This is a genomic window from Megasphaera lornae (genome assembly GCF_000214495.1).
Lineage (GTDB): Bacteria > Bacillota > Negativicutes > Veillonellales > Megasphaeraceae > Megasphaera > Megasphaera lornae.
This window is the reverse complement of the sequence record NZ_AFIJ01000029.1, coordinates 92085-104968: the sequence shown is the minus strand read 5'-3', so window position 1 is coordinate 104968 and position 12884 is coordinate 92085. Positions and strand designations below refer to the sequence as shown.

General features: G+C 51.6%; 15 protein-coding genes. 14 read left to right on the top strand and 1 reads right to left on the bottom strand.

The window, feature by feature from the left end:
• The first annotated feature begins 103 nt into the window (after positions 1-103).
• The 7 genes from HMPREF1039_RS04425 (at position 104) to HMPREF1039_RS07995 (ending at position 2906) form a co-directional block, all read left to right on the top strand.
• Positions 104-352 carry a hypothetical protein gene (locus HMPREF1039_RS04425; protein ID WP_007391182.1) on the top strand — a complete coding sequence of 83 codons (249 nt, stop codon included), beginning with the start codon at positions 104-106 and terminating at the stop codon, positions 350-352.
• The gene (locus HMPREF1039_RS04420) at positions 324-857 is read left to right on the top strand and encodes an N-acetylmuramoyl-L-alanine amidase family protein (protein WP_007391190.1); all 534 of its coding nucleotides are present in this window, start codon (positions 324-326) and stop codon (positions 855-857) included. Before HMPREF1039_RS04425 ends, HMPREF1039_RS04420 begins: the two co-directional genes overlap by 29 nt.
• Before the next feature lie 24 nt (positions 858-881).
• A complete protein-coding gene (locus tag HMPREF1039_RS04415; protein WP_007391114.1) occupies positions 882-1079 on the top strand; it encodes a DUF1659 domain-containing protein in 198 nt (65 codons plus the stop codon).
• Between the two features lie 32 nt (positions 1080-1111).
• Positions 1112-1345 carry a DUF2922 domain-containing protein gene (locus HMPREF1039_RS04410; protein ID WP_007391194.1) on the top strand — a complete coding sequence of 78 codons (234 nt, stop codon included), beginning with the start codon at positions 1112-1114 and terminating at the stop codon, positions 1343-1345.
• Positions 1346-1533: 188 nt separating this feature from the next.
• On the top strand, positions 1534-2082 hold the full coding sequence (locus HMPREF1039_RS04405) for an RNA polymerase sigma factor (RefSeq protein ID WP_232217218.1): 549 nt from the start codon (positions 1534-1536) through the stop codon (positions 2080-2082).
• Between the two features lie 213 nt (positions 2083-2295).
• Positions 2296-2733, top strand: a complete 438-nt coding sequence (locus HMPREF1039_RS04400) for a very short patch repair endonuclease (protein WP_007391191.1) — start codon at positions 2296-2298, stop codon at positions 2731-2733.
• Positions 2733-2906 (top strand): hypothetical protein, encoded by a 174-nt coding sequence (locus HMPREF1039_RS07995; RefSeq protein ID WP_007391172.1) that lies wholly within the window; start codon positions 2733-2735, stop codon positions 2904-2906. The genes HMPREF1039_RS04400 and HMPREF1039_RS07995 overlap by 1 nt, the downstream gene beginning before the upstream one ends.
• Before the next feature lie 260 nt (positions 2907-3166).
• Here HMPREF1039_RS07995 and HMPREF1039_RS04395 read toward each other — a convergent pair whose 3' ends face one another.
• Positions 3167-3598: a YbjN domain-containing protein gene (locus HMPREF1039_RS04395; protein ID WP_007391148.1), complete on the bottom strand. Its 432-nt coding sequence runs from the start codon at positions 3596-3598 to the stop codon at positions 3167-3169.
• A gap of 242 nt (positions 3599-3840) precedes the next feature.
• Between HMPREF1039_RS04395 and HMPREF1039_RS04390 the strand changes: the two genes are divergently transcribed.
• The 7 genes from HMPREF1039_RS04390 to HMPREF1039_RS04350 all read left to right on the top strand — a co-directional run bounded on the left by HMPREF1039_RS04390 (position 3841) and on the right by HMPREF1039_RS04350 (position 12877).
• Positions 3841-4806: an ABC transporter substrate-binding protein gene (locus HMPREF1039_RS04390; protein WP_007391139.1), complete on the top strand. Its 966-nt coding sequence runs from the start codon at positions 3841-3843 to the stop codon at positions 4804-4806.
• The gene (locus HMPREF1039_RS04385) at positions 4803-5816 is read left to right on the top strand and encodes a FecCD family ABC transporter permease (protein WP_007391155.1); all 1014 of its coding nucleotides are present in this window, start codon (positions 4803-4805) and stop codon (positions 5814-5816) included. The genes HMPREF1039_RS04390 and HMPREF1039_RS04385 overlap by 4 nt, the downstream gene beginning before the upstream one ends.
• Positions 5809-6597, top strand: coding sequence for an ABC transporter ATP-binding protein (locus HMPREF1039_RS04380; protein ID WP_007391161.1), 789 nt, complete (start codon positions 5809-5811; stop codon positions 6595-6597). The genes HMPREF1039_RS04385 and HMPREF1039_RS04380 overlap by 8 nt, the downstream gene beginning before the upstream one ends.
• Positions 6598-6633: 36 nt before the next feature.
• Positions 6634-9153: a TonB-dependent receptor plug domain-containing protein gene (locus HMPREF1039_RS07675; protein WP_007391141.1), complete on the top strand. Its 2520-nt coding sequence runs from the start codon at positions 6634-6636 to the stop codon at positions 9151-9153.
• A gap of 124 nt (positions 9154-9277) precedes the next feature.
• The gene (locus tag HMPREF1039_RS04365) at positions 9278-10993 is read left to right on the top strand and encodes an ABC transporter ATP-binding protein (RefSeq protein WP_007391145.1); all 1716 of its coding nucleotides are present in this window, start codon (positions 9278-9280) and stop codon (positions 10991-10993) included.
• 438 nt (positions 10994-11431) lie between these two features.
• Positions 11432-11737, top strand: coding sequence for a DUF2325 domain-containing protein (locus tag HMPREF1039_RS04355; protein ID WP_007391156.1), 306 nt, complete (start codon positions 11432-11434; stop codon positions 11735-11737).
• A 351-nt stretch (positions 11738-12088) separates the two neighbouring features.
• Positions 12089-12877 (top strand): electron transfer flavoprotein subunit beta/FixA family protein, encoded by a 789-nt coding sequence (locus tag HMPREF1039_RS04350; RefSeq protein ID WP_007391186.1) that lies wholly within the window; start codon positions 12089-12091, stop codon positions 12875-12877.
• Positions 12878-12884: the final 7 nt, after the last annotated feature.

Below are 12884 nucleotides of genomic sequence, written 5' to 3'. Positions count from 1 at the left end.
TTCGGGGCCTGTCCTATCGTCCGACCGGAACGGCTTCCTGCCGCCTGTAATGCGGACCGGTTCGTAGACCGGAAATCTGATGTAGTCACAGAAAGGAGAAGGAATGAACAAATTTTTTGAATTTTTACGTACGCCTTTGGCGGGAGCCGTGATTTTTCTGCTCCAACGGCTCTTGGGCAGTATGGCCGAAGCCGGACAACGTGCCGGCAGACGGCCGGAAAATTCTCGGGAAGGGGATGTCACGGGCATTGCCGTAGGCGGCTCGGAAGCCGCCGTGCATATGGCGGTGCAACAAACCCGGCAGGAAGAGAAAGGAGCGGCGCATGAAAATATTTCTGAACCCCGGGCATGATCGCCGCCTGGATTCCGGCGCCGTCCATCCCACGCGCGGCCTGCGGGAATGCGACTTGGCGTACGCGTTGGGAGAACGGGTAAAACACTATTTGGAAGCGCGGCGAATGACGGTGCTGACGGAACAGCAACATAATTTGCAGGCCGTTTGTGCCCACGCCAACGAAAGCGGCGCGCATATCTTTGTTTCCCTGCATTTTAACGCCTTTAACGGCCGGGCCGGCGGGACGGAAACCTTGGTGGGCCGTTCGGCGGCGGCCGTCCTGTTGGGACATGCCGTGCAAGCCCGGGTGCAACAGGTATTACAATTGCCCGATCGGGGTATTAAAGAACGGCCGGACTTATACGTCCTGCGGGCCACCCGCATGCCGGCTATTTTAGTGGAAACTTGTTTTATTGACAACGATGCGGATCTGCGGCGGTACGAAGGGCGGGAAGACGCCTGTGCGCGCGCCGTTGCCGACGGCATTTGTCAATATGGGGACGCGGCGGGGTTCCGCGTCTAAGCGACGATGAAAGGAGGTGATAGGATGCGTACACAACAGGTGAGCGCCAAAATGAAGGTCATCATGAATCGGGACGGCAAATCCCGGACGTTTACGATGAGCAAACTTCGCAGCGGCGCCGAGGCTGCCAACGTGTACACGGCGGCCAAAGCGGTGAGTGCCTTGCAAAAAGGCGACTTGGCCGCCGTACACATGGTAGTGGACACAAAAATTGAAGCGTAAGTCATGACGCGTACAGGAAAGGAGGTGAGACCATGGAAGAAAAAACCGTAACGACGCTGGCTCTGTCCTTTGTGACGGAACAGGGGAAAATCGCGCGCTACAGTCTGCGCGAACCGAAAGACGGCTTGTCCCGTGCCGACGTGGACGCCGGCATCAAGGTGTTGTTGTCGGCCGATATTTTCGCCGTCGGCGAGGATCGCTTTCGGGCGTTGAAAGACGCGGCCATTGTGCAGCGCAGCGTACGTAAGCTGACGACACAGGCGTAAGCCGTACGGACGGCAGGACGGGCGCCCGCCCTCGGGGGAACGGGCCCGTCTTTGTCCGTGTTCGTACCGGTATGACGCGTGCCGGGAAGCGGCCGTACGGATCTGCCGTAAGGCGACCGCGACGGCATACATGGCAACGAAACAAACGGCCCGACCGGCCGGACAACTATATTGAAGAGGTGAATATTATGAAATCGTTACGAGATGATATTATGGCGTATCGTCAGGGAAATCGGCAAATTGCCGCGGACCTGATACAACAAGTGGCTCCTTATATCCATAAATTGCAACGAAGATATACGTATTGTATGGAACGGGACGAAATTTTTAATATTTGTTTCGATGCCATGCATACGTTTTTACAAACGGCGGATTTGCAACACGCGGACTGTACGGTACGGCAAGTCCTGGCGGCTCTGCACAATGCCGTACGGCGGGAAGGCTATCAGGTGCGTCTTATGCAAAGCAAATTGCGGGACAACTTTGCCGCCGTCTGTTCGGCGTACGGCGCTGTCGTTTCGCCGGATACGTATACGGTGTTGCGGCTGCACTTGCAGGACCTTTTGCGGCAGGAACCGCCGCTTACGAGGAGGCTGTTGTCGGATCGGTATAGTTGGCAAATGAACTATGCCGAATTGAGCCGCAAATACGGCATGAGCGAACGGCGTATTCGGTATATGATACGGCGGCATGAAGCGCGCTTGCGCGAACAATTGCGGGAATGGCAAGAATCGTAGGTCCTTGCGGCGTCGCCGCTTTCGGAGCGGCGGACCGGCGCGGGTAGGTAGGAAACAGGCCGACGGCTCTCGTAGGCGAGGGTCGTTCGGCCTTTCTTTATGACCGTCGTCGTCCGTACCATTTTCTTTCCCCGGGACCTGTGCTAGAATAGGAACCGGAAGGCCGCAGCCGCACGACGGCAAGCGGCAGGGCGCACAGGAAAGAGGCGGATCATGAAGCGTAAGAGACCCATGACCAGAAGTGAAAACATGGCAAGAGTTAAAAGTAAAAATACGAAACCGGAGATTTTTCTGCGCAAACGCTTGTGGCATCAAGGTTTGCGTTATCGCTTACATGAGAAGAACCTTCCCGGCACTCCCGATCTGTATATTCCCAAATACCGAGCGGCCGTCTTTGTGAACGGCTGTTTTTGGCATCGGCATGAACATTGCCGGTATGCTTCTCTTCCTAAACACCATCACGCGTTTTGGCAAGAAAAATTGACGGGCAATGTCATTCGGGATCAACACAACTACCGTCGATTGGCAGACATGGGCATTCGCGTCATCGTCGTTTGGGGCTGTACGATCAAGCAAATGATGAAAGACGAAACAACGGCGGACCGGACGGTGGCGCGGCTTATGGACGAAATTACCCGGCAGGGCGAATAGTGTCGGCAGTAAAAAAACGCTTATGCGTACAAAACAACTACCGCCGCCCGGCGGACCCGGGCATTCATGTCATCGTCGTTTGGGGCTGTACGATCAGGCAAATGATGAAAGACGAAACAACGGCGGACCGGACGGTGGCGCGGCTTATGGACGAAATTACCCGGCAGGGCTGAGCGATGCTGCCGTAAAAAAATCCCCCGCCTATGCGTACAAAACAACTACCGTCGCCCGGCAGACCCGGGCATTCGCGTCATCGTCGTTTGGGGCTGTACGATCAGGCAAATGATGAAAGACGAAACAACGGCGGCACGGACGGTGGCGCGGCTTATGGACGAGATTACCCGGCAGGGCTGAGCGGTGCTGCCGTAAAAAAATCCCCCGCCTATGCGTACATAGGCGGGGGATGGTGCAGGTCGGCCTGCAAAGCCGGCGATTATTCCAAAATAATTTTCATCAAATCTTTATACGCCGTTTCCAAATGGTCGCTAATGGTTTGATACAACGCATATACGAGTTCTCCGTCTACCGTGTCGCCCGTATTTACCATGCAAAGATCCAAAATCAAGTTGCCGTCCGTATCGGTAAAGTACTTGAACGCTTTGTAGGTCATGTTGTATTCATTGATTAATTTTGTCAAGGCGTCGCGATTCTTTTCGGTTTGCGCCTGCGGGGCGACAAATACGCGAATCATGCTGTACACACTGTCGTCCAAGACCAAAATGGTATTCAGATTGTTGCCGGTTACGGTTAAATACGAACGAAAGACGACGGCATGCAAGTCATCTTCTTTCATTTCTTCAACGACAAAGTCGTTGATTTTTTTTTCATCCAAAAACTTTTTAAATGATTCGGCTTTTTTGTTCATTGTAAAAACTCCTTTATTATATGATAGTTTCAGTATAGCACATATTTATAAAATGAAAAAGTGATAGTGACTATTAAATTACGTATTCGGCATTGTCGGTGTTGTCGGCAGGCGGATTTTTTTTGAAAAAAATTTGTTCGGCCTACGTATTTTTTGTAAGGAAAGACCGGATTTTATCGGTTCATATGTGCTATACTATGTGATAGTGATTACCATTATCTATAATAAAAAGGAGGGCTATAGTGAAAAAAGTCATTTTGGGTATCGTCGTGATTGTTTTAGTATGCGTCATAGGCGGGGCGGTATATCGGCAGCAGGGCGTGACACAGGCGTCTACTGCGGCCATGCGTACGGTGACGGACAGTACGGGGACGAAGGTGCAAATTCCGATGCATCCGAAACGGGTGGTATTTTTAAATGTATCGAATATGGATTTGTATGTGACTGCCGGGGGAACCGCGGCGATTGCGGGCAAACCGACCTCGCATGCGATGTCGCCGGAATTACAAAAAGCAGTGGCGCAGGTTCCGGAAGTGGGGATTATTCATTCGCCTAATGTGGAAAAAATTATTTCTTTAAAACCGGACTTGGTCGTAGGGATTAATGTACCTTTTCATAATCAGATTCGCAAGACGTTGCAGGATAACGGGATTCCTTTATATATTAATTCCTTGGACAATTATGAAGATACGATAAAAACTTTACAGTTTTTCGGTTCCTTAACCGGTGATGAAAAGGGCACACAAGAAAAAATCAAAGCTATAGATGCCAAATGTCATGCCGTGGAAACCTTGAAGAACGGCCGGGCAAGTCCCAAAACGTTGATTATTTTCAGTTCTCCCGCAAGTAATAATATGGCTACGGCAAACAGTTTTTCCGGCGATGTGTTGCGGCGTATGGGCGGCACGAATATTGCCGATTTTGACGCCTCCTTATCGGCCCCTTATGTGCCGTTGAGTATGGAGTATGTGGTGAAACAAAATCCGGATATTATTTTTATCATTTCTATGGGCACTTCGGCGCAGATGAACGACGAATTCCGCCATCAAATGCAGGTTGCTTCTTCGTGGCGGCAAGTGAAGGCGGTGCGGGACCATCGCATTTATGAGTTGCCGATGGATTTGTTTACGGTCAATCCGGGAAGTCGCATCGGCGATGCTATGTTGTATATGGCGCATTGTTTGTACGGTCGGGGGGAATCGTCGTGATAGCGGGACAAAGCCGGGAAAGGCGGGAAGCGATTCGTGTCGGTACGCTTTGTGCGGGTATTGTTCTGTTGTTGGGCGTTATGGTAACGGCTTTGGCGATCGGGGCGGTGCCGATTCCGTTACGGGAGGTGTTGCGCCTGTTCCTCTTTTCCGGGGATGCCGATACGGTGCGCATTATTTATACTTTGCGGTTACCTCGGGTTATTTGCGCTTCGTTGGCCGGTGCCGATTTAGCGCTGTCCGGATGTATTTTGCAGGGAATTTTACGTAATCCCTTAGCGGATCCGGGGATTATCGGCATCTCCGCCGGTGCCGGGTTGGCGGCTATGCTGCTCATGTTAACCGCGCCGACTTGGACGGCGTTTGTACCTATGGCGGCGTTTGTCGGGGGGATAGCCGCCGCCGTTATTGTGTTTGCGCTTTCCTGGCATCGCGGTATTCAACCGTTACGGTTAGTATTGGCCGGCGTTGCGGTGGCCGCTTTTTTCGGCGGCGGTATGACGGCTTTGTCCGTGTTTTTTTCCGATAAAATTCAAGGCACGGTCGCGTGGATGGCCGGCGGCTTTGCCGGCAGCAGTTGGGAGTATGTGCGGATGATTTTGCCGTACAGCCTCATCGGTATCGGCGGCACGTGCTGTTGCTTTCGGCAATTGAATGCGTTGCAGTTGGGCGATGAAGTAGCCAAGACATTGGGCGTACATGCCGCACGGACCCGGACGATTCTGATTATTTTTGCGGCTTTATTGGCGGCGGCGGCCGTGAGCGTCGCCGGCTTATTAGGCTTTGTGGGACTGATTATTCCGCATGTCATGCGATTGATTGTCGGTTCCGATTTTGAAACGCTGTTACCGGCTTCGGCCATTTTCGGCGCCGTGCTGGTGGTGGCGGCGGATATTGCGGCCCGTACGGTGTTAAGTCCTATGGAAATTCCGGTCGGCATATTTATGTCTTTTGTAGGCGCCCCGTTTTTTCTCTATTTATTACAGCGGAGGATGCGGCACTATGAATAAGCTTTCTGCGCTTCATTTGCGATTGCAGTATGGAGAGCGTGTGATTATTAAGGATTTGACCCTTGCCTTTGATAAGCCGGAAGTAATTTCCATTATCGGTCCTAACGGCTCGGGAAAGTCGACCTTGCTGAAAGCGTTGGCCAAGTTGCTGATCCCGACAGCGGGAGCGGTATATCTGAACGGCGGGGATATGCGGCATATGTCGTTAACATCGTTGGCCAAAGTGTTGTCCGTATTGCCGCAATCGGTGCAGGCGCCCGGAGATATGACCGTAACCGACCTGGTCTGCTTCGGTCGTATGCCGTATCGGGGCCGATTTTCTTCCCTGACGAAGGCGGATTGGCGGAGTATAGAGGAGGCGTTGGCGGCGACGGAACTGTGCGCGTTGCGCGATCAACCGCTTACGGCGTTATCCGGCGGAGAACGGCAGCGGGCGTGGCTGGCCATGGCCTTGGCGAAAGAACCGAAGATTTTGTTGTTGGATGAACCGACGACGTATTTAGATATTCGGCATCAGTTGGATATTATGGAATTGGTCGTCCGCTTACATCGGGAATTGGGCATTACGGTTATTATGGTAATGCATGATTTGAACCATGCCGCACGATACAGTCAACGGCTGATTGCGTTGAAACAGGGAGAAATCGTGGCGGACGGAACGGTGGAAACCGTGTTCCGGGAAGACGTGTTGGCATCGTTGTACGGTATTCGCGCCATGGTTACGACGGTGGGACGGGGCACGGAGAAGCAACGGATTTGTCTGCCCTATGCAACGATATAATATATTCATGATGACAGGAGAGGGGATGTAGTATGTATGAAGTATCATAAATTTTGGCAAAACACAGGATTCATATCGGCAGCGGTACTGCTTTCGCTGACATCTTCCCCGGCGGCGGGCGCAACGCCCGTGCAGACGCGGGACGTAGTGGTTACGGCGTCGAAAACGGCAACGGAAGTACGGACGGTGCCGCAGGCCGTAGAAGTGATTACGGCCAAGGATATTCAATTGTTGGGATGTAATGATTTGCGATCCGTATTGGCGTATGCCGCCAATCTGAATCTTTCCCGGGCGGTTATGACGGGTAATGCCGTGTCCCTTCGCGGGATGAACACGGATCATACGTTGATTTTGGTAGACGGACGGCGTATTGTCGGGGAAGATACGAAAGAAACACAGAATGTGTATGCGTTTCAACGCTTGAGTCCGAATGATGTGGCGCGGATTGAAATTGTTCGCGGTCCTTCCTCTTCGTTGTACGGTTCGGAGGCTATCGGCGGGGTTATTAATATTATTACTAAGGCGCCGCAGAAAGAGGGCGTTACGGTCGGGGTGAATACGGGTACCGATAATACGGCCGTTTTTGTGCACGCCGATTCGGGAAAACACGGCAAATGGTCCTCCTCCGTGGATGTACGCTTGGACCGGATTAGAAAACAAACCCGTCATGTGTATGAACGGGTAGAAGAAGGGCAAGGCGGTATGTCGGGACATGGCGATATGCAAGGACATGGCGATATGCCGGGACATGGCGATATGCCGGGACACGGCGGTATGCAAGGACATGGCGATATGCAAGGACATGGCGATATGCCGGGACATGGCGATATGCAAGGACATGGCGATATGCCGGGACATGGCGGTATGCACGGGCACGGCGATATGCCGGGACATGGCGATATGCCGGGGCAAGGCGGTATGCAAGGGCAAGGCGGTATGCCGGGACACGGCGGTATGCAAGGACATGGCGATATGCCGGGACAAGGCGGTATGCCGGGACAAGGCGGTATGCCGGGACATGGCGATATGCCGGGGCAAGGCGATATGCCGGGGCAAGGCGGTATGCCGGAACATGGCGGTATGCAAGGACATGGCGATATGCACGGGCACGGCGGTATGCCGCCTATGCGTAGAGGGCATATTACGGACGGCGAAGCTTCCAACATGTACGGCATGCATCGACGCATCCATGTGACTGCCGTCTATGATTTTGAAAATAAGGAGCATAATAAGTTCCGCGTGGATCTGGGGCATATGAATGATGATTTTCATGCCCAATATCCGTATACAACGGGATTGGAACCGTTGCGTTTGGTGTATAATAAAGATAAAGAAGAATGGTATCATAATACGCAGAATGATATCAGTGCGGAATACACCGGGCGAACGGCGGCTCATGATTATCAAATTCGTACGTACTACACCACATTAAAGAAAGAATCGTATTTAGTGAATCGCAGACCGTTGCTCCCGAAATTCGGCCCCATGGATTTTGAACGCATGTTGGGCATGATGCATCCTAAAGTAGATGTGGATGCGGCGGATTATCATACGTGGGTAGTGGAAGGAAAAAATACCCGGTATATAGGCAATGCGCATAATGTGACGTATGGCGGGGAATACAAAAATGTATTTTATGAAGGCACCCGGTTGGGCGGTTCGCAGGCCGGCGCGCAGAAAGTGAAAAAAGCGCATGCCGTAAGTTCCTATGCCGGGTTTATAGAAGATTTGTGGCAAGTCAATGAGAAACTCCTGGTAGTGCCTTCGCTTCGCTATGAACATAACAGCCGCTTCGGGTCCGTCGTTACGCCGAAAATAGGCTTGACGTATGAAGCGACACCGCATATTCGGTTTAAAGCGAATTACGGCAAAGGGTATAAGGCGCCGACCATCAGTGAATTATATATGAATATGAACCATGCCATGGGACCGTATGTGGTCAGCATTATAGGGAATCCCGCGTTACAGCCGGAACATGCGAACTGCTATGATGTGAGCGTAGAAGGAGAAGACGGCAAGCTCTTTATGAAAGCGACGTACTTTACCAATCGGGTCCATAATCTGATTGAAGGCAGAACGGTGGAATGGTATCAGAATCAGAAGACACACGAAAATATCATGCCTAAGCGGATTCAATATGATAATATCGGCGAAGCGCAAATTAACGGTACGGAATTCATGATCGGCGCGCATCTTACGCCGGCTTGGACCGTGAAAGCGCAATATAATTATCTTGATGCGGAAGACGTGGGCGACGGCAGTCGTTTGAGCAGGCGACCGGAAACGACAACGACCGTACAAGTTCGGTATGATGATCGGCGAGCCGACGGCATAGCTGCCGTTTTGTCGGGACGGTTTATCGGCAATTACGGACAAGCGGTCGGCAGAGGGAGCATAAAAAATTATTCGTACCATATATGGGATATTATGATGCAGAAAAAATGGCGCAGCGGCGTTACGCTTACGTTCGGCATTGACAATTTGGCCAATATGAAGAATGATAATTTGTCTATCGGCGGTAGAGCGTGGCGGCTTGCGGGGCAGTGGAAACTGTAAGCGGGCAAGCGCGGCGGCAGAGAAGGGACGGTACTTCGCAGGAAGGGCGGTCCCTTCTTTTTTACGTAGGCGCCGTATGATATACTGGGATATATAGAATGCGGCAAGGGGAAAGGAGCGGACAATGAGAAAGTTATGGGCCTGTTATCGTTCGTATTACACACAGGTGCTGTATATTCTGCTCGGGTCGTGTGTGACGGCCGGGTTGGATATTACGTTTCCCATGGTAGTACGGAATATTTTGTCCACCGTGTTGCCGGCGGCGGATATGGCGCGGCTTTGGCGGTTGGGCGGTATCTTGTTGGGATTGTATGCGATTTCGTTTGTCGTGTCTTGGGGCGTGTACTATGGGGGAAAGAGTATGGGCGCCGCCATTGAGCACGAGTTGCGCAGTCGTTTATTTCTGCATTTGGAAACGATGGATTTTTCTTTTTTCGACAATGTGCAAACCGGGCAATTGTTGTCGCGGCTTACCAACGATATTTCGGAAATCGGCGATTTGCTGTTTCAATTGCCGAATTTATTGGTCGTCTGTTGTATTACCATGGTAGGCAGTGCGGGGCTGCTGTTTTATATTAACGGCACGCTGGCCGCTTCGGTTCTGGCGTTATTGGGAATTAAAACGGCGGCTACGATTTATTTTAACGGGCAGTTGAAAGTTACGTATCAGGAAACGCGCACGATTACCGGCGCCCTCAGCGCGCAGGCCGGGGAAAGTTTACAGGCTGTACGCCTGGTACAGGCTTTTGCCCGGGAAGCGACGGAGTACGGCAAATTTGTCCGCCTCAGTCGGGAGTTGCGGCGGGCCAAGCAACGGACGTTCCGCATGGGCGCTTCCATGATGAGCAGTGTGCTGCTGTTTTCCAATTTGATCAACCTGGTCATTATCGCTATCGGCGCGTGGCTGATTTTGCAGGGGCGTATGCAGATCGGGGATTTAGTGGCTTTTTTAATGTATTTATTGGTGTTTATTAAACCGATTTTTCAATTGACCGCGTTGACCGAACAATACCAACGCGGTTTGGCGGGGTATAGGCGCTATGAAGAAATGATGGCGTTGACGCCGCGGATTACGGATCGGCGGGATGCGCGCAGGATGCCGGCACACAGCGGGACGATTCGTTTTTCCCATATTTGCTTTTCTTACGTCGCCGGCGAACCGGTATTGCAGGATGTGTCGTTTTCGGTAGAGGCCGGGAAAACCGTCGCCATTGTCGGGGAAACGGGCAGCGGGAAATCCAGTTTGGTGAATTTGCTGCTGCGGTTTTATGAACCGCAACACGGTACGATTTATATAGACGACGTGCCGATTCAGGACTATACGTTGGCGTCGCTGCGGCAACATATAGGGATCGTACAGCAGGACGTGTTTCTGTTTTCCGGTTCCGTGCGGGATAATATTGCGTACGGGTGTGACGGGGCCTCGCCGGAGGCGATTGAACGGGCCGCCGTTGCGGCCGAGGCGCAGGCGTTTATTACGGCGTTGCCCCGGGGCTATGACAGTACGGTGGGAGAGCGGGGCGTGAAATTATCGGGCGGTCAAAAACAACGGCTGGCCATTGCCCGGGTCTTTTTAAAAAATCCGCCCGTGCTGATTTTGGATGAAGCTACGTCGGCCCTGGACAGTGCCACGGAACGTCATATTCAAGCGGCGTTGCAACGGTTGACCCGAAACCGGACGACGCTGATTATTGCCCACCGTTTAGGAACGATACGCCGGGCGGATCGGATTTTGGTGCTGCACAAGGGGCAAATTGCGGAAAGCGGCACGCATGAAGAGCTGCTGGCGAAAAAGGGAAAATATTATATGTTATATATGTCGCAGTTTAAGAAACCATAAGGGGTGGCGGTAATTCGGGTGCCGGTTTCCCCGATTCGGTCCCGGCGTAACGGGATGCCGGCCGGTTGTTCGGGGGACTGTCGTTTTTTTAGGGTACCCGCCTATAGGGGAAAATAGGCGGGTACTGTTTTTTTTACGACAGATGATGTTGAGAATAACGAGTGTGTTTTTTTTTAACGACAAAAGTAACAAAATATATTGAAATTATTTTCAGCACAAACGTTACGCCTGCATGTATACAAAACGGTAAAAATAAAGGATTTTTCTATGCCGACGGAATGACAATCGGTAAAATTACGGTTTATATTAGAGAATTTGTTAAAAAAGCATTGACAATGTTTATAACATCTTCTATAATGTAATCAAGTTAATGAATGTGAGTTTCAAAATCAAATAACGGCACATTTCATATAGAGGAAGAGAAAAGGGGAGAGGGACATGAGTGTTGTTATTGTAGGCGGTAATGACTGTATGGTTTGCCAGTACAAGACAATTTGTAAAAAGTATTCGTATAAAGCGAAGGTATTTACACAGGTACCGAGTGATTTTAAATCCAAAATCGGGTCGCCCGATTTGGTCGTGTTGTTTACCAGCACGGTCAGTCACAGCATGGTACGGTGTGCGTTAAAAGAAGCGCAACGCAAGAATGTGGAAGTGGTTCGTTCGCATACGAGCAGTTCCAATGCGTTGAAGTGTATTTTGGAAGCACGGCATACGTGCGGCGCTTGTGCGGTGCAGGCGTGAAGCAGGTGTTTCGGGACCGCATATAAGAAGGGGAATCTTATAGACGGTCCGGAGGGTTGAGGAGAATAGAAAGAAAGTTGCGTATACGCAACTTTCTTTTTTTTTGTGTGCACCCGGGCCGGACGGGGGCTCCGTACGGCTTGTCCGGCGTGCAGGGGAACTACGCGGCAGGGGGGAAGGAAAAAAAGCCGGATTTTTTACGGCCGGCGACGTATAATAAGAGGCGATTTTAGAGGGTGTATGCCCTCAAATAAAAATCATTACTAATAAAAAAGAATAGTTGATAAAAAAATAAAAATGTGACATAATAAAGAAGATATTTATAGTCAACTATTAAAGGAGGTCGGGAGTATGAATATCGTGGTTTTAGTAAAACAAGTACCGGCGATTTCAGATATCCGGTTAGATGCTGATGATAATAATTTGGTGCGTACAGGGGCTCCGTCCATGTTGAATCCTGTAGACAGGAACGCCGTGGAAGCGGCCTTGGCCGTAAAAGATGAACAGCCCGAGGCGACGGTTACGTTAGTGACCATGGGGCCGGCGACGGCGGGCGATGCCCTGCGTGAAGGGATTGCTGTCGGCGCGGATCGGGGGATCCTGATTTCGGATGAACGCATGACCGGTTCCGATACGGTGGTTACGGCGCGTATTTTGTCCAAAGCTGTAGAAAAATTGGGCGGTGCCGATTTGATCTTTACGGGCCATCGTTCGACCGACGGCGATACGGGGCAGATTCCTCCGGCTATGGCGGAAAATTTGGGCATGGCGTTGGTATCGTATGCCGATTCGGTCGTGTTGCAGGGCAAGGTCCTGAAAGCGACCCGGGCCAATCATGGCGGCATAGAAGAAGTGGAAGTGCCGTTGCCGGCCGTATGTTCGGTTACGGAAAAAGCGAATGCGCCCCGGCAGCCGCGCATCAAAGGAAAGATGGCCGCCAAAAAAGCGGTGTTCGATGTATGGCGTACGGAAACGTTGGGATTGACTCCGGACGAAGTGGGCGTGGCCGGTTCGGCAACCGCAGTTACGGCGTTATTTGCGCCGGAAGCTCATGCGGTCGGTAAAATGGAACAGGGAGAAACGGTACCCGTAGCGGTAGATCATCTTATAGACGACTTGGTTGCGGAAAAGTTGATGTAAGGAGGCC

Coding starts and splice junctions, on each gene's coding strand:
- HMPREF1039_RS04425 (WP_007391182.1), top strand. CDS start 104: ATGAACAAATTTTTTGAATTTTTACGTACGCCTTTGGCGGGAGCCGTG.
- HMPREF1039_RS04420 (WP_007391190.1), top strand. CDS start 324: ATGAAAATATTTCTGAACCCCGGGCATGATCGCCGCCTGGATTCCGGC.
- HMPREF1039_RS04415 (WP_007391114.1), top strand. CDS start 882: ATGCGTACACAACAGGTGAGCGCCAAAATGAAGGTCATCATGAATCGG.
- HMPREF1039_RS04410 (WP_007391194.1), top strand. CDS start 1,112: ATGGAAGAAAAAACCGTAACGACGCTGGCTCTGTCCTTTGTGACGGAA.
- HMPREF1039_RS04405 (WP_232217218.1), top strand. CDS start 1,534: ATGAAATCGTTACGAGATGATATTATGGCGTATCGTCAGGGAAATCGG.
- HMPREF1039_RS04400 (WP_007391191.1), top strand. CDS start 2,296: ATGAAGCGTAAGAGACCCATGACCAGAAGTGAAAACATGGCAAGAGTT.
- HMPREF1039_RS04395 (WP_007391148.1), bottom strand. CDS start 3,598: ATGAACAAAAAAGCCGAATCATTTAAAAAGTTTTTGGATGAAAAAAAA.
- HMPREF1039_RS04380 (WP_007391161.1), top strand. CDS start 5,809: ATGAATAAGCTTTCTGCGCTTCATTTGCGATTGCAGTATGGAGAGCGT.
- HMPREF1039_RS07675 (WP_007391141.1), top strand. CDS start 6,634: ATGAAGTATCATAAATTTTGGCAAAACACAGGATTCATATCGGCAGCG.
- HMPREF1039_RS04365 (WP_007391145.1), top strand. CDS start 9,278: ATGAGAAAGTTATGGGCCTGTTATCGTTCGTATTACACACAGGTGCTG.
- HMPREF1039_RS04355 (WP_007391156.1), top strand. CDS start 11,432: ATGAGTGTTGTTATTGTAGGCGGTAATGACTGTATGGTTTGCCAGTAC.
- HMPREF1039_RS04350 (WP_007391186.1), top strand. CDS start 12,089: ATGAATATCGTGGTTTTAGTAAAACAAGTACCGGCGATTTCAGATATC.